Origin of the sequence: Pseudomonas soli, from assembly GCF_900110655.1 — a bacterium.
GTDB lineage: Bacteria > Pseudomonadota > Gammaproteobacteria > Pseudomonadales > Pseudomonadaceae > Aquipseudomonas > Aquipseudomonas soli.
The window spans coordinates 204,915-227,133 of sequence record NZ_FOEQ01000006.1; the positions used below are offsets into that span (position 1 = coordinate 204,915).

At 67.1% G+C, this 22,219-nt stretch carries 17 protein-coding genes; 3 read left to right on the plus strand and 14 right to left on the minus strand.

Features of this window, described 5'->3' with window-relative positions; all coding sequences use genetic code 11:
* Window positions 1–15: 15 nt before the first annotated feature.
* The 14 genes from BMY03_RS15430 to tagH all read right to left on the minus strand — a co-directional run bounded on the left by BMY03_RS15430 (window position 16) and on the right by tagH (window position 18,608).
* Window positions 16–450 carry a hypothetical protein gene (locus BMY03_RS15430; protein ID WP_094011574.1) on the minus strand — a complete coding sequence of 145 codons (435 nt, stop codon included), beginning with the start codon at window positions 448–450 and terminating at the stop codon, window positions 16–18.
* Window positions 447–1,307: an Ssp4 family T6SS effector gene (gene ssp4 / locus BMY03_RS15435; RefSeq protein WP_052062269.1), complete on the minus strand. Its 861-nt coding sequence runs from the start codon at window positions 1,305–1,307 to the stop codon at window positions 447–449. The genes BMY03_RS15430 and ssp4 overlap by 4 nt, the downstream gene beginning before the upstream one ends.
* A 164-nt stretch (window positions 1,308–1,471) precedes the next feature.
* Window positions 1,472–2,398, minus strand: coding sequence for a type VI secretion system-associated lipoprotein TagQ (tagQ, locus tag BMY03_RS15440; RefSeq protein WP_038707189.1), 927 nt, complete (start codon window positions 2,396–2,398; stop codon window positions 1,472–1,474).
* A gap of 78 nt (window positions 2,399–2,476) precedes the next feature.
* Window positions 2,477–4,243 (minus strand): formylglycine-generating enzyme family protein, encoded by a 1,767-nt coding sequence (locus BMY03_RS15445; RefSeq protein WP_038707188.1) that lies wholly within the window; start codon window positions 4,241–4,243, stop codon window positions 2,477–2,479.
* Window positions 4,236–5,438: an FtsX-like permease family protein gene (locus BMY03_RS15450; RefSeq protein ID WP_094011575.1), complete on the minus strand. Its 1,203-nt coding sequence runs from the start codon at window positions 5,436–5,438 to the stop codon at window positions 4,236–4,238. Before BMY03_RS15450 ends, BMY03_RS15445 begins: the two co-directional genes overlap by 8 nt.
* A complete protein-coding gene (locus BMY03_RS15455; RefSeq protein WP_038707186.1) occupies window positions 5,438–6,142 on the minus strand; it encodes an ABC transporter ATP-binding protein in 705 nt (234 codons plus the stop codon). The genes BMY03_RS15450 and BMY03_RS15455 overlap by 1 nt, the downstream gene beginning before the upstream one ends.
* Window positions 6,142–9,144 carry a serine/threonine-protein kinase gene (locus BMY03_RS15460; protein ID WP_094011576.1) on the minus strand — a complete coding sequence of 1,001 codons (3,003 nt, stop codon included), beginning with the start codon at window positions 9,142–9,144 and terminating at the stop codon, window positions 6,142–6,144. Before BMY03_RS15460 ends, BMY03_RS15455 begins: the two co-directional genes overlap by 1 nt.
* Window positions 9,145–9,151: 7 nt before the next feature.
* Entirely contained in the window at window positions 9,152–9,871 is a 720-nt protein-coding gene (locus BMY03_RS15465) for a PP2C family protein-serine/threonine phosphatase (protein ID WP_094011577.1), read from the minus strand.
* Window positions 9,868–10,524 (minus strand): type VI secretion system-associated protein TagF, encoded by a 657-nt coding sequence (tagF, locus tag BMY03_RS15470; protein WP_094011578.1) that lies wholly within the window; start codon window positions 10,522–10,524, stop codon window positions 9,868–9,870. Before tagF ends, BMY03_RS15465 begins: the two co-directional genes overlap by 4 nt.
* Window positions 10,521–14,027, minus strand: coding sequence for a type VI secretion system membrane subunit TssM (tssM, locus tag BMY03_RS15475; protein ID WP_094011579.1), 3,507 nt, complete (start codon window positions 14,025–14,027; stop codon window positions 10,521–10,523). The genes tagF and tssM overlap by 4 nt, the downstream gene beginning before the upstream one ends.
* Window positions 14,024–15,340 (minus strand): DotU family type VI secretion system protein, encoded by a 1,317-nt coding sequence (locus BMY03_RS15480; RefSeq protein WP_094011580.1) that lies wholly within the window; start codon window positions 15,338–15,340, stop codon window positions 14,024–14,026. The genes tssM and BMY03_RS15480 overlap by 4 nt, the downstream gene beginning before the upstream one ends.
* Before the next feature lie 6 nt (window positions 15,341–15,346).
* Entirely contained in the window at window positions 15,347–16,681 is a 1,335-nt protein-coding gene (gene tssK / locus BMY03_RS15485) for a type VI secretion system baseplate subunit TssK (protein WP_094011581.1), read from the minus strand.
* A gap of 15 nt (window positions 16,682–16,696) precedes the next feature.
* Entirely contained in the window at window positions 16,697–17,191 is a 495-nt protein-coding gene (gene tssJ, locus BMY03_RS15490) for a type VI secretion system lipoprotein TssJ (RefSeq protein ID WP_094011582.1), read from the minus strand.
* Between the two features lie 49 nt (window positions 17,192–17,240).
* Window positions 17,241–18,608 carry a type VI secretion system-associated FHA domain protein TagH gene (gene tagH / locus BMY03_RS15495; RefSeq protein ID WP_094011583.1) on the minus strand — a complete coding sequence of 456 codons (1,368 nt, stop codon included), beginning with the start codon at window positions 18,606–18,608 and terminating at the stop codon, window positions 17,241–17,243.
* Between the two features lie 396 nt (window positions 18,609–19,004).
* Between tagH and tssA the strand changes: the two genes are divergently transcribed.
* The 3 genes from tssA (at window position 19,005) to tssC (ending at window position 22,138) form a co-directional block, all read left to right on the plus strand.
* Window positions 19,005–20,045, plus strand: coding sequence for a type VI secretion system protein TssA (gene tssA / locus BMY03_RS15500; protein ID WP_094011584.1), 1,041 nt, complete (start codon window positions 19,005–19,007; stop codon window positions 20,043–20,045).
* A gap of 72 nt (window positions 20,046–20,117) precedes the next feature.
* Window positions 20,118–20,633: a type VI secretion system contractile sheath small subunit gene (tssB, locus tag BMY03_RS15505; RefSeq protein WP_023632506.1), complete on the plus strand. Its 516-nt coding sequence runs from the start codon at window positions 20,118–20,120 to the stop codon at window positions 20,631–20,633.
* 11 nt (window positions 20,634–20,644) lie between these two features.
* Window positions 20,645–22,138 carry a type VI secretion system contractile sheath large subunit gene (tssC, locus tag BMY03_RS15510; RefSeq protein ID WP_023632507.1) on the plus strand — a complete coding sequence of 498 codons (1,494 nt, stop codon included), beginning with the start codon at window positions 20,645–20,647 and terminating at the stop codon, window positions 22,136–22,138.
* Window positions 22,139–22,219: the final 81 nt, after the last annotated feature.

A 22,219-nucleotide genomic window follows, 5' to 3' on the forward strand; every position in this document is an offset into this window, starting at 1 on the left:
CCGAGCTATCCGAGCTCATCGGCGCGCCTGTCGCGCCAGGCGTCTCTTCGCCCGATACTCCGCCAGGCGGATACGCATCTCCCGGTATCGTTGGCAGTTGAGCAACAGCAAGGTCACCAACGCAGCCAACAGGCTGCTGGTATAGATGAACAGGTTGGGACGATGCCCATAGGTCGCAAGCGTGAGCACCATGCATCCCACGCACAGCCCTGCCACCAACCACGCGCCCCATGCGCGCCCGCGAACCACGGCGCCGTGTCCCAGCATGAAGACTGTCAATGTCGCCAGCAGGCTCCAGGGAAGTACCCCGTCCTTCGAGCAGCTTCGGCAATAGGTGCTCCACACCAATGCAAAGGTCCAGGCGACGGCGATGATCGACGAAAAGTAGGCAGCGATGAACACACCGAAGTAACGCTGGAGAAAACCCTTCAGCTCAGGATGCCGGGTCATTCGGTGATTTCCTCGTAAAGCCCTACGGCCATCCCCTGCACAGTACCGCTGCCGGCAAGGCCAATGAAGCCACCCAGTGAGTCCTTGATCAGCGTCTGCGTGGAATGACTGATCTGCGTAGGCGTGAAACGTTTGACCAGCTCACCCGCACTTTGGCGGAGCTTCAACTGCTTGGCCGTCAGGGTCGGATGCTTGATCATCAGCAATTCCGTGGTGAGTGCCTTGCGTTGCTGTCGACTCAGCGAACGGGTCAGCTGATACCAGCTGTTGCCGGTCGCCGCCTTGCGCACCTGGAGAAACTTCAGCGTCGTAAGCCCTGAAGCCCCCACGCCCATCAGCGACACGGCATCGAGCACAGGAGTGGCCGCCTGGTACCACGCCTCCTGGTCCAGCGCGTCATTGAGCGAAGGGTCGGTTGCCTCGAAAGCGGTCCGCACCAGGCCTATCCCGCATTGCGCGGTACTGGCGGTTGCCGCGGCATAGCCTGCGACAGTCAACGCCAAGCTGGCTCCGCCGGAAAACGGCACGGCGATGGTGCCGCTGAACATGACGATCCAGCCCAGCACGGCGCCGGCGCAGGATAATGTGGTGTTGACTGCTTCCTTCACCACCCGAGCTTCGCGTGGGTTGGTCTGCAACTGGTTCATGAACTGCTCGGGCGAGGTGTAGCGAGGCGCCTCGCGCAGAATGATGCGCTTGGGCTTGATGCTGCAGATAGGCTGGAACTCGCGCAGGGTGATGACGTTGTAATCGGCATCGATGTACACGACACCTGCGCCGACGATGCCGGGGTCGGCGTCGATGGCCTTGAACAGCTTCTGCTGATCGATGCGGCCCTGCATGCGCTGGCGCGCCATGAATTGCGAAGTACTGCCCAGGGGATTGGAGAGCAGGTCTGTCACGAATCGTTTTCCTTACACAATGCTCGGTGTCCTCGGGGCTGCTTCGCAGCCCATTCGCTGAGGCTTGTCGTGGCGACGAACCGCAGCGAATGGGGCGCAAAGCGCCCCCTGCTGCGGTATCACACGTTCGGGCACGGCACCGGCGCCCAGTCACCCATATCCGGGTTGCGGCACATGGCGTTGACCTGGTCGGTACCCGCCTTGGCCACCTGCTGGGCCTCGGCTTTCTTGCCGTTGGCGTTCTGCAGGGTCTTCTCGGTGGCCACCGCTTCCTGTGGCACCTTGGTGTTGGTCTTGGCCGGCTGGACCTTCTTCACATCCTTCTTCTTGCCGGTGGTCGCCACCTTCGGCGGCTCGGCCACGGCGACCACTTCGGTGCGCTGCACGCCCACCTGCTTGAGGTCCTGCTCGTAGGCCTGGGTGTAGTTGTTGAGGTTTTCACCCAGACGCCCATTCACGGCAGTCAGCAGGTTGTTCGACTCCTGCAGGCCGGCGACGATCTCGGCCAGGCGCTTGCGGCCCTCGGTGTCGTTGATGCGGCCAGCCTTGCGGTTCTGGATCAGGCTGGCGAACTCGCGCTGGTAGCAGCTCTGCGACGACTTGGCGTAGGCAGTGGTGCGGTCCATGTCGGCCGCGCTCTTGTTGATGTCGGTGGCGTACGAAGCGATGCGCTGCTTGTCGTCGCTGATCTGTTTCTGGCGCTCGGTGTAGTAACCGGCGGCACCACCGACCAGGGCGCCGCCAGCGGCACCGATGGCGGCATTACGGCCGCGTTTTTCCTTGTCGACCAGGGCGCCGGTGAGGGCGCCGCCGACCGCGCCGAGCAGCGCGCCAGTGGCGACCGAGCGGGTCATGTCGCCGTCGGTGGAGCGCAGGTGCTGCACCGGCTCGTAGCAGTTGGGGTAGTACTCGACCTTGGTCGTGGCGCCAACCTTGGACGCCGGCGAGCTGGCGCAACCGCTCAACAGCACGGTGCTGAAACCGGCTGCCAGCAGCAGTGCGGTACGGGCCTGGGATGCGGTAATCAGGGGTTTGCGGGTGAACATGGTCTGGTTTCTCTTCTTGGGTTTCTGGGTGACCGGGGGCTTCGTGCCACCCGGGAGTCCTTTCTGTCGAAGCTGTCCTTAGGGTCGCGGGGCGGCCGATGCCAGCAGCTCCTTGAGGATCGTCGCCGGATCGGCCCGCCGGTTCTGGCGGTACTCCCCAACGTGGCGGACGAACAGGGTGGCGCGGGTGACCAGGCTGTTGCCCAGCACAGGCTTGCGATTGAGCTCTTCCTTGACCCGCTGGAACTGCGCCTGGATCACCGCGTCGGTGTAGCGCGTGCCGCTGGCCAGGTTGTCGATGTAGATCGCCACGGCGCCGTCGAGGGCGGCGCGGCCATTGGCGATGGCCGCGCCGTACATGCGCGCGCTGGTCTGGTCGCCGGCAGCCTCGGCCTTGGCCTGGGTGTTCTGCAGGTTGGTCAGGCGAATGTTGTAGTTATTGACGGTTTCGGCCACCAGGGCGGCGGACTGGATCAGGTTGCCGGCCGCTTCCTCGCGCTGGCGGGCGATCAGCGACACATTGCGCTTGAGCTCTTCGTTGACCAGCCCCAGCTCGGCCTGCTGGCGCGGGTCGGTGGCGGCGGCGATGATGCTGTCCAGGCGCTTGGTCGGATCCTGGGCGGCGTCGATGTCGTCGGTCAGGCCGGCCAGGCGACCTTCCTTTTGCCACTGCTCGAACAGTTCCTGGTAGCGCGAGCGCGGCGCCGACAAGGCGCCGATGGCCACGCGGAAACCAGTGGTCTCGTTGCGCTGCTCGGTGCCGTCGACGCCGAACAGCGGGTACTCGCGGCGCATGCCGGTGAACAAGGTGCCCTCGCCTTCGAGGTAGTTGCCGCCCTTGACCACGAAGCCGCCGTAGGCGCCTTGCAGGCGCCCGGCGTTGACCAGCTGGAACGACTCCTGGACCATCTCGGCGGCATTGCCGATCACGTCGAACAAGCCCAGCGGATTGGGCTGTTTGGTGCCGATCGGCATCAGCCGCGCCGCCTGCCCGGTACCACCGGCGACCTGGTTGAATACCGCGAAGTCGCCCAGCGGCCCTTCGCTGTCGGCGCCTTCGACCTTACGCGGGAACAACCGCCCTTCCAGCTCCTGGCGGCTGACCGCCGAACCGCCACGGGCGGCGAACTCCCATTCCACCTCGGTGGGCAGGCGCACGAAGCCCACGCCACCATCCTCGGCCTTGCTGCCTCGGCCGCTGACCGGCAGCAGGTCGCGGTGATGCTTCATCAGCCAGGCGCTGTAGACGGCGGCGAAGCGTTCGGCCTCGAAGCGCGACAGTTTTACCTTGGGCAGACGCCCCGCCGCGTCGTTGTTCGCCTCGCAGGCCGGTGCCGCGTCACCACCGGCCAGCGACGGCGCCTGGGCCATCACCTGGGCGTATTGGCGGGCAGTCACTTCGTACTTGCCGATGAAGTACATCATCGGCGTGAGCGGGCCACCTTTCTCGACCTTCGGCAGGCTTGGCGCAACCGCCTTCTGCCACTGTGGCGCCAGGTCCTGCAGGCTGAACTGGCCATTGATGAAGTCGCGTCGGTAACCGGAGATGAACGACTGCTTGTAGCCGGCCTCGCCTTCGCTGAACGGGTAGCCAAGGTTGACCTCGCGGTCGTCGAGGCTGCCCTGGGCCAACACATAGACACTGCGCAGCACCAGCTCACCGCCACACGGCAGCGGCAGGCTGACATCGCCCGGCAACGGCTTGGGGTTGTCGAACTTGCTTTCAGTCCCCGGCTGCGCCTGGGCAACTGGCTTGGCTTTGTCGTCACCATCGGCCGGGGAGCAGGCGCCCAGGCTCAAAGCGGTCAGGAGCAGGGCGGCAGCCCCGAGGCGGCGATCAGACATCACGTATTCCTTGGCAAGCCTCGATGCGCGCCACCCGCCAGCCGCCCAAGGCGGCGGCGGCGGTGCTGGCCAGCAGCACGGCACACAACGCAACGAGGTAGTGCATGGGCAGCAGGTGGCTGGCGAACTCGCCGGGCACCTGCATGAAAAGTCGGTTCAGGCCATGTTCGGCCAGCAGGTACAACAGCCCCGCCACGGCGGCGGCCAGCAGCCCGCTGTAGAGCGCCTGGAGCATCACGAACAACAGCAGTGCGGCCGTGCCGAAGCCCAACAGACGCAGCACTGCCAGCTCGCGCTGCTTGCGCTCGACCGCCGCCACTGCGCCTGCGGCGATTGCCGCTACGGCGCCGGCCACGGCCAGGCTGGCAATGATCCAGAACACCAGGTCGAGATTGCGGCTGAGCGATTGCACCTGGGCGATCTGCGCGGCCTGTGTGGAAACCAGCAGCTTGCGTTCGGCGAAGAACTGGCGAAGCGGCTCGACATCGTTCAGTTCGCGGGCATACAGGCGCAAGGCCGGGTACACCCGCGCTGACGCGCTGCCTTGCTCCTCCCCCTGCCAGCCCAGCGCAGCCACGGCGCGGCCATCGCGGTAATCCTCGACGGCTTCGAGCAGTTGCAGCGAGGCAAACAGGCCATCGCGCTCGAACGCTGCCAGAGGCAGCACGCTGCTGACCTGCAGGCGCGTGCGTCGCCATTGCATCTGCCCGGCCTGTTGGCGGCTGAAGCTGGCCTGCAGTTCGTCCCCGGCCCTGGCACCGAGCTTTTCCGCGGCGGTAAAGCTCAGCACCACCTGTTGCAGGCCGTCTGGCGGAGCTACCTGCGCCAGCAAGGGGTCGCCCTCGGCGGTGGGCAGCATTTCCACCGTCAGGCCACGCCCATGGGCCGGCAGCAACAGCTCGGCAGTGGCAGCAATCTGCCGGGTGCGCGGAATGGCAAAGGCCACTCGCGGGTGCTGGGCCAGTTCCTCGATGAACTCGGCGCGAAAGCGTCCACCGCCCAGCGGAATGATCTCGCGCACACCCGGGTCGCGCTGCAGCCGCTCGGTCAGGCTGCCGACCAGGCCGAACTTCAGCCCGAACAGCACCAGCAACGGCGCGATCACCGCCACCAGCGCCAGCACGGCGCACGCCGACAACCGCGCATCGTTGCGGAAGTCCTGCCAGGCCAGCCCGGCGATCAGCAGCGGGCGCATCAAGCGGCCCTCTCCAGGCTCGCCGTGACGCCGCCGTCGGTGTCGCGCCGGCAGGCCATGCGCAGCACCGTCAGCCCGGCCTTGTGAGCCAGGGCTTCGTCATGGGTGGCGACCACGCAGGTCACCTGGCACGCCTCGGCTTCGCGCAACAGCAATTGCATCACCCTATCGGCGTTCACCGGGTCCAGGGACGCCGTGGGTTCATCGGCCAGCAACAATGCCGGGCCATGGGCCAGGGCACGGGCACAGCTGACCCGCTGGCGCTGGCCGATGGACAGGGTCGCGGGCTTCTTGCCCAGCTGGTCGTGCACATCCAGCGCTTCGGCCAGACGCTCGACGCTGCCGTCATCGCCGAGCCCCAGCAACTGGCGTGGCAGGCGGATATTGCCGCGCACATCGAGAAAACCCAGCAACCCACCGGCCTGCAGCACATAGCCCAGGTGACGGCTGCGCCAGCTGGCCAGGCGGTCGAGCTGCCGGGCACGCCACAGCCCGGCGACATCCTCGCCGCCCAGGGCAAAGCCCTGCGCCGCGTCCGGCGCCAGCACCAGCGCCAGCAGGTCGAGCAAGGTGCTCTTGCCACAGCCGCTGGGCCCGACCAGCGCCACCCGCTCGCCCGCCGCCAGATGCAGCCGGTCAATCTCCAGGCTGTAACGCTGGGCACCCTGCCCGCGTGTCTTGCGCACCCCGTCCAGACGGATCATCACGGCAGCGTCGACAGCGGGACACGGTACAGGGCGTCGCCCGGCTCGGCCTTGCCGAAGCGCACCCAGTTGGCCATGTCGTTGTGGAAGGTTTCGTACAGGCGGATCTTCGAGTCCAGCTCGTCGATGAAGTCCTCCTGCTCGGCCACCGACAGCGACAGCCACAGGTCCTGGGTCATGCTCAGGGACTTGCTGCGGTACGGCAGGCCGTCGAGGTATTCGCCGAGCACGCCGCCCTGGGCCAGGTTGGCGCCCTTGCGCAACGCGCCGGGGTCGCGGCTCATGTAGGCACTGGCGCTGGCGATTTCGTTGAAGAAGTCGCCCGGCGAGCTGCGGGTCTTGCGCGCGGCATCGACGATCAGCTTGAGCGACTGCTGCAGGTCGTTGAGCTGCAGCTTGGTCAGCATCACGCACACCTGCAGGGTCGGCAGCGTCGGGTTGGTCAGGTCGCGGTCGGCGGTCCAGGCGCTGACCAGTTGCGGCGCCTGGCTGGCGCCATGGCGGCCCAGGAAGTCCATGTGCATGGCGTAGCCGATGGCCTGCGACTTGGCCGCCAGGCTCGAGGCCGAGGTCAGCAGCGGTACGGGTTGCGGTTGCTGGTTGCGCACCTGGTGCACCAGCTCGGCGAAGGTCGAGCCGATCTCGCGCACGCGGTCGCCGAAAGCACCGACTTCACCGCCCGGCACGCTGACGTAGAGGTCGCCGATCTGCGGGTTGCTGTCGGCGGTAAGCACGCGGTACTGGGACTCGGCCGCGCCGTGGTTCTTGACCCCGGCGGGGGTGCGCAGGTGCAGGGCGTAGATCTTGATCTGCTTGCTCAGCGCGGCCTGGCGCACTTCGGCTTCGTTCATCTGGGTGCTGCTGAACGGGTCGTTCTTGCGCAGTGCGCCGGCATCGCTGACCAGCAGGATCAGGCGCCCGCCGTAGCCGGACCAGTCCATGCCCTCGACCGCCTGCATCACGCCGGCGAAGGCGTCCTCGTTGAACGAGTGGCTGGAAACACTGGTGGCCTTGACCTGCGAGGCGGCCTTGAGGAAACGCGCCGGGTCGCGGCCCTGCTCCAGGCTGACCAGGGTCTTGCTCAGGTACTCCAGGCCCGGGGTGCGCTTGACGCTGTTGCGAAAGCCGACCAAGCCGAAGCTGACGCTGTCCAGCTCGCCACGGGCCGCCAGTTGCTGCTGCAGCTCGCTGACCACCTGGCGTACCCGATCGATGTACGGCTGCATGGACACCGAGGTGTCCACCACCAGGACGATGCCGGTACGGAAGCTGTTGTCGCCGACCGCCGCGACGCCGGCCACCTGGGGCGCGCTGTCGCGGGCGCTGGCACCGGGGTCGATGGAGGCGATGTTGAGCAGTTGCACCGGCTGGCCACCGGCGTCGAAGCTTTCGCGGTAGTCGAAGATCGGCATCAGGTAGAACTGGTTCTGCGGCACGGCGCTGGCCGCCGGTTCCAGGGCCATCACCTGGGGCACCTGGTCGGGGTTGTTCTGCGCCTTGAGCAGGCTGTCGCGAGCCAGCGGGGTGTCGTCGAGCAGATGCTGCACATCGTCCACCTGGCGCATGAACATCACCGGCGAGCGGCCCGAGCGTTCGGTGAACTTGAGCACCAGGCTCTGTTTCCAGTCGCTGGTCTGCGCCGCCGGCAGCCAACCCTCGCGCTGGCCGTCGCTGGCGGCGCCGACCTGGACCCAGGCCTGGCCGCCGACGTCCTTGCGCTGGTAGACATAGAGCACGGAGAAAGCCGGCAGTGTCTCGCCCGAGGCATCGCCGGGCTGGGCAACCAGCTGGGCATCGGGCTTGGTCAGCACACGCTGGAACAGGGTCTTCTTGCCGGGCATCAGCAGTGGACGACCGTCGTCCGAGGCGGCCACCGGCGTGACTTTGGGTTGGGTGGGGACCACGCTGTCGGCGGGCGCCTGCACCACCGGCGTTTCAGGCGCGGGCGCGTCATTGCCGCCAAGCAACCAGAAGAACGCGCCCCCCAGACCCAGCGCCGCCGCTATCGCCACCGCCAGCACGGCCTTGGCCGGCTTGTTCGAGGCGGGCTTCACAGCAGGCGCGGGCTTGGGTTCGGACCGCCGGGCAGGCTCGCTCACGGGAGCGGTAACGGCCTGCGAAACATCGATGGACACCGGCAGCGGGATGGCCGGTGGCGGGATCGGCAGCGGGCGAACCAATGTGCTGTCGTTGTCCTCGGCCGGCGCCTGGACCGTCAGACGGTCCAGCGCGGCCAGCAACGCCGCCGCGTCGGCGAAGCGCTCGTTGGGATCCTTGGCCAGCAGACCGCGCAGGATGTCCTGGTAGCGGCCATGTTCGATGGGCAGCTCCGGCAGCGGCTCGGTCAGGTGTGCCAGCGCCGTGGACAACGCATCGGTGCCGTTGTACGGCAGCTTGCCGACGAGGATTTCGTACAGCACCACACCCAGTGCATACAGGTCGGCGCGCCCGTCGATCTCCATGCCGCGCGCCTGTTCCGGGCTCATGTAGCTCGGCGTGCCGACGGCGAAACCGGCCTGGGTGAACTGGGTGCGGTCATCCAGCGACTTGGCGATGCCGAAGTCCGACAGCACCGCGGTGCCATCGGCGCGGAACAGGATGTTGGCAGGCTTGACGTCGCGATGCACCAAGCCCTGGGCATGGGCATAACCCAGCGCCTGGGCGATCTGGCGTACGTAGGCCAGGCCCTGCTCGGGCGTCAGCCCCTCGGCGATCCGCTCCTTCAGCGTGCCGCTGGGCAGGTACTCCATGGCCATGTAGTACAGCTCGCCGACATTGCCGATGTCATGGATGGTGGCGATGTTCGGGTGCGCCAGCCGCGCCAGGGTGCGGCCCTCGCGCAGGAAGCGCTCGCAGAAGGTCGGGTCGGCGGCCAGGCTCGCCGCCATGATCTTCAGCGCCACCTTGCGCTCCAGGGAGCGCTGGGTAGCGAGGTACACGCTGGCCATGGCGCCCTGGCCAAGCTCGCTGTCGATGTCGAATCCGGGAATCTGCATGTCCATGATGTCTTCAGCTGGCCTTCACGACGACGGCGGTGATGTTGTCGGGGGCGCCACGGGTCAGCCCCAGGTGTACGAGGCTGCGCACCACCTCATAAGGATCGGCGTGGCCGAGCACCTCGGCGATCTCGTGGTCCTCGGCGGTCTTGTTCAGGCCGTCGCTGCACAGCAGGTAGGTGTCGCCGGGCTGCACCTGCAAGGCGACGGCCTGCAGCTCGAGGTGGTTCTCGACGCCGATGGCGCGGGTGACGATGTTGCCGCGAGGATGCACACGGGCTTCGGCTTCGTTGAGCAGGCCGCTGTCCTGCAGCTCCTGGACGTAGCTGTGGTCGTGGCTCAGGCGCTCGATACGGCCGTCGCGCAGGCGGTACAGGCGGCTGTCGCCGGCCCACAGGCCGATGGCCTGGTCGCCTCGGGCGGCCAGCACCACCACGGTACTGCCCATCATCGCCACGCCACGGCGCGCGGTTTCCTCGCGCACGATGCCGTTGACCCAGGCGAGGCCGTCGCGCACTTCGCCGGCAAAGTCGTCCAGGGAATCGAGCCTCGGCAGGCTGCGCAGGCTATCGACCGCCAGGCTGCTGACATAATCGCCCGCCGCATGGCCGCCCATGCCGTCGGCCACCGCCCACAGGCCTGCCCAGGTCAACTCCAGGCAGGCGTCCTCATTGATCTTGCGCACCATGCCGACATGGCTGTAGCTGGCCGCTGTGTACTGCATGCCGGTCATCCGATCCGCGCCTCGCTACCCAATAGAAAACCGGCGAAATCCTCGCTGCGCGGCAAGCCCGCGCAGCGCATCAGCCCCGGGGCGATCCGTTCGGAACCCCTGCCCCACCAAAGGCTCTTGCCTTCACAGGCGCATTCGGCCAAGGCCAGGGCGCGCCCCTGCGGCGTGGTCGCATCCAACCGCTGCAACCCGCCCACCGTCGCACGCGGCTCTTGCACAAGCGGCCTCGCACCGCGAAAAGGCTGCAAGGCAGCCTCGAAATCCTCGAAGGCGGCACCCGGCTCAAGCGTCGCCAGCAGGCTCTCCTCGACCGCCTCGAACCACTCCTCGGCCCCGGCCACCACAGGCGCCAACGGCTCCCCCGGTTCCAGCACCTGGGCCACGGTCAGCGGGAAGTACCGCCCCACCCGGTCGATGCTCGGCATCAGCACCCCGACCACCGCCTCTGGCCCACAAAGCCCCGGCGCCAGGGCGAAACGCCACAAGGGGCTGACCAGATAGGCCTCGAGCCAGCGCTCGCCCAAGGCCTGCTGGCTCGCCTGGAGCCCCGCCGCCAGCCACTGGTCCCAGGGCTGGATGAAACCGTGCGGCAGGCCGCGACTGACAAAGTCGCCGCGGCAGGCCAGCTTTCCGTAGAAACCCACGTCGTTCACAGATGCTCCGGCAGGCTGAAACCGCTGAGCACTCGGCTGCGGAACGGGTTGAAGGCGCTGCTGGCACGCAGCTCGTAGGACACGCTGGCGCCGTCGACGCGCAGGCGCAGGTTGAAGCGCTCCGGCGAGCCACCGGCCACCAGGTCGGACTGGTCGAGCAGGCGGAACCAGGCCCACGGCCCCTCCACGGTCAGCCCCGAACGACCGCTGGCCGAGGGCGGCGAGATTGACAGGCGCACCACGCCAATGCTGTTGGGGTTCGGCCACTGCAACGCCACCGGCCGGCTCGGGCCGTGGTCGTAGCTCACCTGCTGGCCGTCGAGGTCGAGCAGGAACTGGGTGATGGTCGCGTCCATCGCCACCGGCTTGAGCTCGAAGCGCACCCCCGGCTGCACGCCGTTGCTGTTGCGGAAGAACGCGTCACGGATGCTCGCCGCGCGCTGGAAGGTGTAAAGCACGTTGCTGTTGATCCCCAGCTTCTGCGCCGCGCCCGGCTGCCAGCTCCAGGGGGTGCTGGAGGTGTTGACGTAGGGTTGCAGGTACTTGCGGAAGTAGTTGTCCATCACCCCGCCGACGCCGAAGAACAGGCCGAAGTCCTCCAGGGTCGCATCCCGAGAGCTGCCGGCCACCAACGGATAGCGACCGCTGAGGGACTGGCGATAGACGTTCACCACCTCGCTGGTCCAGGCGGCGTTGAGCTGATTGCGCACCCCGCCCATGACCAGGTTGTGGGTCGAGCCAAGCACCGAGCTCACCAGGTTCTGCACCACCTTCGGCTGACGCGCGGCCCCCAGGGCAACACGCTGCGCCGCAGCCTGGGCCTGGTTCTTGGCCTCGCCCAGCAGCGCATCGCCACTGGCGCCGACCATGGCGCTGACCTGAACGTACAGGGCATTGAGGTCGGTAAGCAGGCCGTCGATGGCGGCAGGCTGGCCTTCGCCGGTTTCCACCAGCGCGGCCAGTTCAGCGAAGTGCGCGGTGACCGGGTCCACCTCGCGGGCGGCCGGGTTGTCGCTGGGCAACGGGGCATCGCCGAGCAGGCCGCCGAGGCGCTGGCGCAGTTGATCGACGCCCGCCTGTTCAGCCTTGGCCTGGACCTTGTCGAGGGTGGTCGGCTGCTCCAGGTTGGTCTCCTTGGCGACCGCCTGCAGCAGCTTCTTCATCGGCGAAGTCGGCCCGGACAACACCCGCAGCACATCCGCGGCCTGGCCGACGCTGGTGATCGGCACGAAGTCCAGGTCGGCCAGCAAGGCATCCCAATGGCGGATGTAGTCCTGGTAGTACAGCTGCAGCACATCGTCGGACAGGCGCTTGGCATCGGCCGATTCGCTGGCCTCGCGACCCAGCACCCAGCGCTCCTCGGCCAGGGTCTCGCTGTGGGCCAGGCTGGCGGCGAGGAAGGCCTTGCGGTAGCCCTCGACAGTGAAGATGCCCGGCAGCGGTTCGCTCAGCGGCTTGCCGTCCTTGAAGCGGAACACCAGCGCGGCGTCACGCCCGGCGGCATCGCTGACGCGGAAGTCGCTGACCCCGGCGGGCAGCTTCTGGCGCTTGACCCGATCGTAGACCCGTTGCGCCACCGGCAGTTGCTGCAGCTGGCGGCGGGTATCGTCGATCAGGCGCTGGTCCAGGCGGGCGTTCGGCGGACGCTTGTCGAACAGCGCCGCCAGGTGCTGCTCCAGGGCCTGGCGCAGGTCCGGGGCCAGGTCGCGCGGCAGGCTGCGCTCCCAGTCGAGGGTGACCCAGGCCTTGATGAACTCGGCGTCATAGTGTTCGCCGTCGGCCAGCATCAGGTAGGCCTTGAGCCCCTCGTAGAGGTAGTCGGACGGACCACCGCCATACAGCTGCTCCTCGATGCGGGTGACCAGGCGCGGGGCGAAGATGGCGATCAGCAGCTTGCGGTAGACGCTGTCCGACTCGCCTTCGAGCATGTCGCCCTGGTACAGCCCCAGGCCCTCGGCCCAGCCGGGCGGATCCTCGGCCAGGCGGCGCACGCCATTGAGCAGCGGCAGCACCTCGACCACGTTGCGCTGCGCCGGGCTCAGCTCCTGCACGCTCTTGCCCAGCGGCTTGAGGCGGCTGTCGACCTCGGCGATGTATTGCTGGTTGGCGCGGTAGCTCAGTGTCCACAGGGTACCGACCACCAGCACCAGGGCCACGCTCAGGGCCAGGGCGCCACGGGCGATCCACTTGCGCCGCTGCTCGATCTTCGGGTTGCTGCCAACCAGGCCACGCTCGGCGAAGGCCACGGCGCTGAACAGCTTCTCGATGAAGTAGCTGCGCCCGGTGCCGTTCTGTCGTGCCAGATGGGCACGGTCCAGGCCCATGCTCTGGGCCATGCTGCCGATCAGGCGGTCGATGGGGCTGCCTTCCTGGGTACCGCTGGTGAAATACACACCGCGCAGCAGCGCACGCTCTTCGAAGGCGTTGGGCTTGAAGATGCCGTCGAGGAAGGTTTTCAGGTTGCCACGCAAGGCGGCGAACTGCTGGACGAAGCCGTAGACCAGGTCGCGCCGCGCCGGATCGCGCTCCTGCTGCAGGCGCTCGACCAGGCGTTGGTTCAGGCGCTGTTCCAGCAAGGCGAATTCATTGCCGAACTGCGCCAGCGGCCCGTCGCCCTGCTGGCCATCGTCGAGCGGGAAGGTCATGCCCCAAACCTGGGCGCGTTCTTCCTTGCTCAGGGTGTCGAAGAACTCCATGAACCCCGGCACCAGGTCGAGCTTGGTCAGCATCAGGTAGATCGGGAAGCGTACGCCCAGCTGGCTGTACAGCTCCTGGATGCGGGTACGGATCGCCGCCGCGTGGGCAGCGCGCTCGGCATCGCTGCCCAGCAGCAGGTCGGACAGGCTGATGGCGATGAACGCGCCGTCGATGGGGCGGCGTGAGCGTTGGCTCTTGAGCAGGTCGAGGAAGCCCAGCCAGGCCGCCTTGTCCACTTGGGCATGACTGTCCTGGGTGGTGTAGCGGCCGGCGGTGTCCAGCAGCACGGCCTGGTCGGTGAACCACCAGTCGCAGTTGCGCGTACCGCCAACCCCACGGATGGCGCCCTCGCCCAGCTGCGCCGCCAGCGGGAAGTGCAGGCCGGAATTGACCAGCGCGGTGGTCTTGCCCGAGCCGGGCGGGCCGATGATCACGTACCACGGCAGTTCATACAGGTTGCGTCGCTCGTCGCCACCCAGGCGTGCCTTCTTCAGCAGCACCAGGGCTTCGTCCATGCGCTGGCGCAGGGTCGCCAGCTCTTCAGCGGTGGCCACGCTGGCGGGGTCCGCCGCGGTCTCTGCGGCCAGGCTCTGCATGACCTTGGCCGCCTGACGGCGGGCCTGGACGATGCGCCACACGCGGTAGGCGACCCACACCGCGAACAACAGGCCGATAAGCACCAGGCGCGGAGCGGCAGGCACCAGCATGTCCAGCAGCGGGCCGAGGAACCAGATGATCAGGCTCAGGGCCAGCAGGCCCAGCAGCGGAACTACCCAGCGAATGACAAAACTGAAAAACGCCTTCACTCGACGCCCTCCGCCAGAACGGTGATTTCAACCCGGCGATTCTTCGCCCGGCCTTGCGCGCTGTCGTTTGACGTCAGCGGTTCGGTGTCGCTCAGGCCCTGCGCGGTAAAGCGCTCGGGCTGGCCGGTGCGGGCGGCGAGGAGGTTCTTCACCTCTTCGGCGCGGGCCTGGGACAACGCCCAGTTGGACGGGAAGCGCAGCGTGGCGATGCGCTGGTTGTCGCTGTGGCCGGTGACTTTCACGTTGCCTTTCACTTTCGCCACGGCTTCGGCGATGCGCAGCATCAACGGCTCGAAGTCGCCCTTGATGCTGGCGCTGGCCGAGGCGAACAGTTCGTCGCCACGGATGGTCACCACCGAACGGTCCACCGCGTCCTGCACGGCGACCCGGCCGGCCTTGATGTCTTCGACGAGGAAACCGGCCAGGCGCGGACGCTCCACGGGCTTGGGCTGCACCACCGGACGATCCATGGCCTGCACCGGGATCTCGCCCAGGGCATGAATGCCGCGGAACACAGGCTCCGCGTCGGCCGCCAGCTTCAGGCGCAGGCCGAACAGCACCAGCAGCAGCAACGCCAGGGCCACCGCCAGGCCGACCCAGGGCGGCACGAACTGCGCCAGGCGATCGCGGGCCACGGTGACACCGCGCCAGTGCGGCGACAGCTCGCGCTCGAACTCGCCACGGGCGCTGCGGATGGTCGCGGCGGTGCGTTCGCGCAGGGCCTCGAGCTGGGCGCGGCCACCGTTCATCACCCGGTAGCGGCCTTCGAAGCCCAGGCTGGTGCACAGGTACAGCAACTCCAGCAGGTGCAGGCGTTCACGCGGGCTCTGCAGGCAATGCTCCATCAGCTGGAACACCTTCTCGCCGCCCCAGGCCTCGTTGTGCACGGTGATCAGCAGGCTCTGCTTGCCCCAGTCACTGGCGCTGCCCCAGGGCGTGCTCAGCACCGCCTCGTCGAGCGCGGTGCACAAGGCATAGCGCGCCAGCAGCACCTCGTTGCGCGGCACCCCGGCGGCCTCGGCACGCTCTTCGAACTGGCGCAGGTAGGCCAGCAGTTGCGCACGCAGGCTGGCCGGGGCCGGATGGGCGATGGTGTTGCGCAGGCGCGTGAGCAGCGCCAACAATGGACCGGCCGCCTGCTCCAGCGGGTTCAGGCCCGCCGCCTGGCCCGGCGCCAGCGGTTCGGCCGGCACGTTCAGGGGTGGCGGCGGCGCAGCTTGCGCAGGCCCCGGCGCGGCCGGTTGCGGGCCACGGCCACCGGGGCGCGGCATGAACTGGGTGCGGTCGTTGGCGAGCGGATCGTCCGATTGCATCGCGGCTTATCCTCGAATGGCCCAGAAGGCCAGGTTCAGGCCGGGGAACTCGCCAGCGACGTAGAAGGCAAAACCACCGGAATGCTGCAGTTGCTTCCAGTGTTCGCTGCCCCGGTCGAGTTCGAAGTAGGTGGAACCGGCGTGGAACGGAATCTGCCGTGGCGCCACCGGCAGCGGCAGCAGGCCGATGCCCGGCAGTTGCAGGTTGACCAGGTCGCGGATGTGCTCCACCGCGCCGATCTTGCTCTGCTGGCCAAAGCGGCTGCGCAGGGTCTCGCTGGGCACGTCGGCGCGCACCACCAGCACGAAGCTGGCGCTGTCGAGCAGGCTGCGGTCGGCGAGCATGCCGACATGGATGCCGTAGGCCTTCTCGACCAGCGGGATGGCCACGGCCTTGCTGTCGATCAGCATCGACAGCGCCTCGCGCAGCGCGGCCATTACCGGGGCGAAGGTCGCCGCCAGGTCGTCGTGCTGGTACACCGGGTAGCTTTCCGGACGGCGGCCATCGCGGGTGAAGGTGGCGAACTCGCCGGCCAGGGCCACCAGCTCGCTGTACAGCCGCTCGGGGTGCAGCGGCGTCAGCTGGTTGAGGTGCTCGACCAGCGGCTGGGCGCGGTTGACCAGTTGCAGCAGCATGAAGTCGGCGATCTCCGAGGCGCCGCCATTGGCCGAGGCGACCACGCGCCCGGCCAAGGCTTCGCCGCGCTGGTGCAGCAGGCCCAGCAGCTCGCCACGAAAGCCCGAGAGCTGGTTGCTGGTGGCCACATCGAGCAGCGGCGGGATGTAGCTGTCATCCAGCACCAGTGCGCGGTCGGCACGCTTCTCGCGGATACGCACCACGCCCAACGCGGCATAGTCGCTCAGGCCATCCTCGGCGCGCAGCAGGCGCAGGGCACGGCTGCCCAGGGCAAGCGGCGCGCGGTTTTCGAACGGGGCGTTGTCGTCGCGCACTTCGCTGACGCGGCTAACGTACCGCGCACCGTCAGGCACCTCGCCGTCGTCGACGGTATCGCGGGCGCCGGCACGCTTGAGCGGCAGACCGAGGTGGATCACACCGTTGCGCAGGTCGTCGGGAATCTCCAGCGGCGCGGGCGGCAGGTCGTCACGGGGAATATCGAACGGCGTGCCATCCGGCAGCAGGCCACGGGCGCTGAGGATCGCCAGCTTGCCCTGGGCCAGCAGGCCCTGATCGATCAGCAGTTCGGAAAAGCCCCAGGCGGCGGCACTGAGCGGCCGGCTGCGGGCATCGACGAAGTTTTCCAGGTAGCGGTCGTGCTGCTGGAAGTGCTGGGTGGTGATGAACATCCCTTCCGACCAGACCACGCGATTGTTCCAGGACATGCTTTCTCCGATTGCCTAGCGGGCAGGCTCAGGTTGTGGGGTGGCCACGGCGCTGCGCACGGCGCGCACATCGAGGCTGATCTGATAGTCACGGGGCGGTACCGGCAGCACGCTGCGCCACTGGGCGCGGTCGACCTCGCGGTAACCGACCACCAGGCCGACCTGGCGCGTGGCCGGGTCGAGCGGGCGCTCCAGGCGCAGCTGCTCGCCGGGCTGGAGCAGGACTTCATCCTGGTCGATCAGGTCGGCGGCCAAGGTGGCTTGGGCGCGTTCGGCCAGGGCGAAATAGTCGGCACGGGCGAAGGCGGCGCTGTTCTTCAGCTCGTAGATGCGCACCCGTACCGGCGCGGGCATGCCGCTGGCACCGGGGTTGAGCCCGGCGGCGGCGCTGAAGTACAGGGTGACTCCCGTGGCGGGCGCCGCCTCGGGGGCAGGCTCGCTTGGCGTGTCCTTGCTGCAGGCACTGAGCAGCACCATGGCCAGGGCTGCGATCAGTCTTGTTGCACTCATCCTCGTCCTCATGACGTCTTGTGTTCTTCCTGTATCCCGGGCGCTGGCCTCAGGAACGTTGAATGCGTTGGCTGTGGGCCTCGTAGGCGCGGCTGAACTCGCGGCCGAACAGGTCCTGGAAGTCGTCTTCGGCCTCTCGGGAAATCTGGCTGTAGAGCTCGGTGAACTGCTGCCAGCAGTGGGCCTGGCGCGAACCGCCGAACAGCTTGGCCAGCCCGGCGGCAGGTGCCAGACGCTCTTCCAGGCGGGCGGGTTCGAAGCGTTTGAGCAGGTGCTTGAGCGCCGCCTCGATGCCTGCCATCACCGCCAGTTGGTGGGCGCGCAGGTCGTCGAAGCTGTCGCGTACCGCCTGGTCGGGGGCCATGAACGCCTGGTTGCCCTCGCGCAGCAACAACAACAGCGCTTCGTCGGCATTGGGAGCGAACTTCAGCGGGTTGTTCTGTACCGGGGCGATGGTGGTCTGCTGCATGCGGAACTCGCCTTTCAGGCTGCTGCGCGCGCGCAACACATCGATCAGGCCCTCGACCATGAGCCGGTAGCTGCGGCCAATGGCCTCCATCTGCGCGGCGGCATCGACGGCGTCGATGCGCAGGTGCTCGATGCCTGCGCCACGCAGGAAAGCCTGGAGCAGCGCATCGCTGTCAGCAGGCGCGGCAGCCGTCACCACGGGCTGCGGCCGAACAACAGGCTCGCTCGGGGTCAGCGGCTCCGGCAGCGGCGGTGGCGGTGCTGGCGCCAGTACCGGGGCGGGCTGGAGAACAGGTGCCGGGGTTTCATCGAACAGGTTCCAGTCATCCGGGATCACGCCCGGCGCGCCGGGCGTGGCTGCCGGTAACGGCGCGGGCGGCGGCGCTACCGGCGTGGGCGGTCGAAAATCATGCTGCTGCGCGGGGACATGATCCGGCTGGCTGACAGGCGCCACGCTGGAAGGGCCGAGGAAATCGAACAGATCCGGCAGGGTGTCGTGGCTCGACGCCCCCTGCAGGAAGGCGGCAGGCGCACCGGCGATGGGCGCATTGGGGGTGGCCCCCTGGTTGGCCATCAAGGCCTCGAAACTATGAGCCTCGGGCTGCCCGGCAAACGGGATCGACAGGCCGGAATCAATACGTGCCTGGATCTCGTAATCGCCAATTCGAATAACTTCGCCGTCCATCAACGGCTCACTGTTACCGCGACGCAGGCGAATACCGGCATGCACCAACTCCACGCCATTGGTGCTGTTATCGGTCAAATAGTAGCGACCATCCTTGAACTGGATCACACAATGTTTCGAAGAAACAAGGCGTTCCGGATCGGGAAGTACCCAATCATTATCCGCAGCCCGACCGACGCTGATGGCACCGTTTTCCAGCAACTTCTCCGGGCACTGGCCCGGGGTGATCTTGTGATAACTGGTAATGGTCAGGCAAAGTGCCATCATGCCTCCTTGCATATATATGAAACACTCATCTATCCATTTGAGTGGATAAACGAGCCCGACCTGGCATTTCGACCAGACCCTTTGAAATCAAGGGCCCGATGCCAAAACACGCTTCCCGGAAGGTCGTATTAAACCCTATCGGCAAGGCACTTTGATGGCACCTGACCAATGGACGCCAAGGGTTGCCAACTGGTTCACAGTCGCCTTGCGCGGCGCGTAGCTTACCTTGACAGCAATTTGGAAATAAACCATAAATGCGCAACTTAAGAGTGCCAAAGTGATATCACCGTGATATCAACTTCGCATTCTTTGACAAGTTTGTGCGCCAATTCACATTTGTAACTTGGCGCATACGAAGCCCTCGCCAAGGGCCGATATGGAGATCGATTTCTGGTGAACTCACCGCAGCTGCTCGCCGCTATTTCCGCAGAATTCCCGTGCGGCGACGACCTCGAATACGACGCCGATTTCCTGCAACTGGAACGCGATGCCCAGGGCCGCCCCGAGCGCGTGATGGGCGATGCCGTGCAAGCAGCCGAACCGCCGCAGTGGCGTGCAATCGAACAGTCCTGCACCGACCTGCTGCAACGCAGCAAGGACCTGCGCATCACCCACTTCCTGGTCCAGGCCAACCTGGCCCTGCACGGCCTGCCGGGCCTGGCCGCCAGCCTCGAGCTGATCCGCGACCTGCTCGGCGAGTACTGGCTGCACCTGCACCCGCAGCTGGACGCCGCCGACGACAACGACCCTACCGTACGCATCAATGCCCTCGCCGGCCTTACCTGCGACACCAACATCGGCCTGCTGCGCGACGCCGTGCTGGTGCGCTCCCGGGCGTTCGGCCCGGTGACCCTGCGCGCCGCCCTGCATGCAGCCGGTGTGCAGCACTTCGCCAGCGAACAGCTGAGCGCCGAGGAACTGGCCGCCGCCCTGCGCGATGCCGACCCCGAGCAGCTCGAACAGTGCCGCCAGGCGCTGCAACTGGCCCGCGACGCCCTTGACGTCATCGAGAGCCGGGTCAATGACCAGGTCGGCTCGTCCAGCGGCGTCGATCTGTCTGCGTTGCGCCAGCCGCTGCGCCAGGTCCAGCAAGTGCTGGCCGACTACAGCCCGGAAGGCGCAGCGCCGCCTTCGGGCAGCGGCGAAGAGCAACCCGCCAGCAGCAGCGATGACGACCGGCAACCCGTTGCCAGCGCCGCCGCCCCCCGCCCGACGGCGCGGCCCGGCGAAGTGAACAGCCGCGACGACGTGCTGCAGAGCCTCGAACGCCTGCTCCAGTACTACGCCCGCCACGAGCCCTCGAGCCCGTTGCCGGTGCTGCTGCGCCGGGCGAAGAACCTGGTCAACGCCGATTTCGCGACCATCGTCCGCGACCTGATCCCCGAGGGTCTGTCGCAATTCGAGAACCTGCGCGGCCCCGAAGGCGACAACTGACGCCTCGACACCGCATCAACACCGACGCCCGCAACAAGCAACGCCGCCGTACCGGCGACCAGGAGGAACAACGTGGCGAAAGACAGCTCCCAGAAGTTCATCGCGCGCAACCGTGCGCCGCGGGTGCAGATCGAATATGACGTCGAGCTGTACGGCGCCGAGAAGAAGGTCCAGCTGCCCTTTGTCATGGGCGTGCTCTCGGACCTCGCCGGCAAGCCCGCCGAGCCACTGCCGGCGGTGGCCGACCGCAAGTTCCTGGAGATCGACGTCGACAACTTCGACTCGCGCCTCAAGGCCATGAAGCCCCGCGTGGCGTTCAACGTGCCCAACGAGCTGACTGGTGAAGGCAACCTGAGCCTGGACATCACCTTCGAGAGCATGGACGACTTCAGCCCCGCCGCCGTGGCACGCAAGGTCGACGCGCTGAACCAGCTGCTCGAGGCCCGTACCCAGCTGGCCAACCTGCTGACCTACATGGACGGCAAGACCGGTGCCGAGGACATCATCCTCAAGGCCATCAAGGACCCGGCCCTGCTGCAGGCCCTGGCCAGCGCGCCGAAACCCGCCGACACCGAGCCGAAGGCCTGAGGAGACCGACCATGAACGATCCGTTGCGCGACAGCCAGGCCCCGCAGGCGGCCACCCAGGACCCGAGCGAGTTCGCCAGCCTGCTGCTGCAGGAGTTCAAGCCCAAGACCGAGCGGGCCAAGGAAGCCGTCGAGAGCGCCGTGCGCACCCTCGCCGAGCAGGCCCTGGCGCAGACCAGCCTGGTGTCCAACGATGCCATCGGCTCGATCGAGCAGATCATCGCCGCCATCGACGCCAAGCTCACCGCCCAGGTCAACCAGATCATCCACCACGATGACTTCCAGAAACTGGAAAGCGCCTGGCGTGGCCTGCACTACCTGGTCAACAACACCGAGAGCGACGAGCAGCTGAAGATCCGCGTGCTCAACATCTCGAAGACCGACCTGCACAAGACCCTGAAGAAGTTCAAGGGCACCGCCTGGGACCAGAGCCCGGTGTTCAAGAAGCTCTACGAAGAGGAATACGGCCAGTTCGGCGGCGAGCCGTACGGCTGCCTGGTGGGCGACTACTACTTCGACCAGTCGCCGCCCGACGTCGAGCTGCTCGGCGAAGTGTCCAAGGTCTGCGCCTCGATGCACGCGCCGTTCATCTCCGCCGCCTCGCCGACGGTGATGGGCATGGGCTCGTGGCAGGAACTGAGCAACCCGCGCGACCTGACCAAGATCTTCACCACCCCGGAATACGCCGGCTGGCGCTCGCTGCGCGAATCGGAAGACTCGCGCTACATCGGCCTGACCATGCCGCGCTTCCTGGCGCGCCTGCCCTACGGCGCCAAGACCGACCCGGTGGAGGCCTTCGCCTTCGAGGAAGACACCGACGGCGCCGACAGCAGCAAGTACACCTGGGCCAACGCCGCCTACGCCATGGCGGTGAACATCAACCGTTCGTTCAAGCACTACGGCTGGTGCTCGCGCATCCGCGGCGTGGAGTCGGGCGGTGAAGTCGAAGGCCTGCCGGCGCACACCTTCCCCACCGACGACGGTGGCGTGGACATGAAGTGCCCGACCGAGATCGCCATTTCCGACCGCCGCGAGGCGGAACTGGCCAAGAACGGCTTCATGCCACTGCTGCACAAGAAGAACACCGACTTCGCCGCCTTCATCGGCGCGCAGTCGCTGCAGAAACCGGCCGAGTACGATGATCCGGACGCCACCGCCAACGCCAACCTGGCCGCGCGCCTGCCGTACCTGTTCGCCACCTGCCGCTTCGCCCATTACCTGAAGTGCATCGTTCGCGACAAGATCGGCTCGTTCAAGGAAAAGGACGAGATGCAGCGCTGGCTGCAGGACTGGATCCTCAACTACGTCGATGGCGATCCGGCGCACTCCACCGAGACCACCAAGGCCCAGCACCCGCTGGCGGCCGCCGAAGTGGTGGTCGAGGAAGTCGAAGGCAACCCGGGTTACTACAACTCGCGCTTCTACCTGCGCCCGCACTACCAGCTCGAAGGGCTGACCGTGTCGCTGCGCCTGGTGTCGAAGCTGCCTTCGGCCAAAGGGGCCTGATCATCGCGGGGCCGCCCGCGCCCACAGAGGGGGCGGGCCCCGCGATCAGCCAATACCACCGCTAACCGACGCGAAATCCCG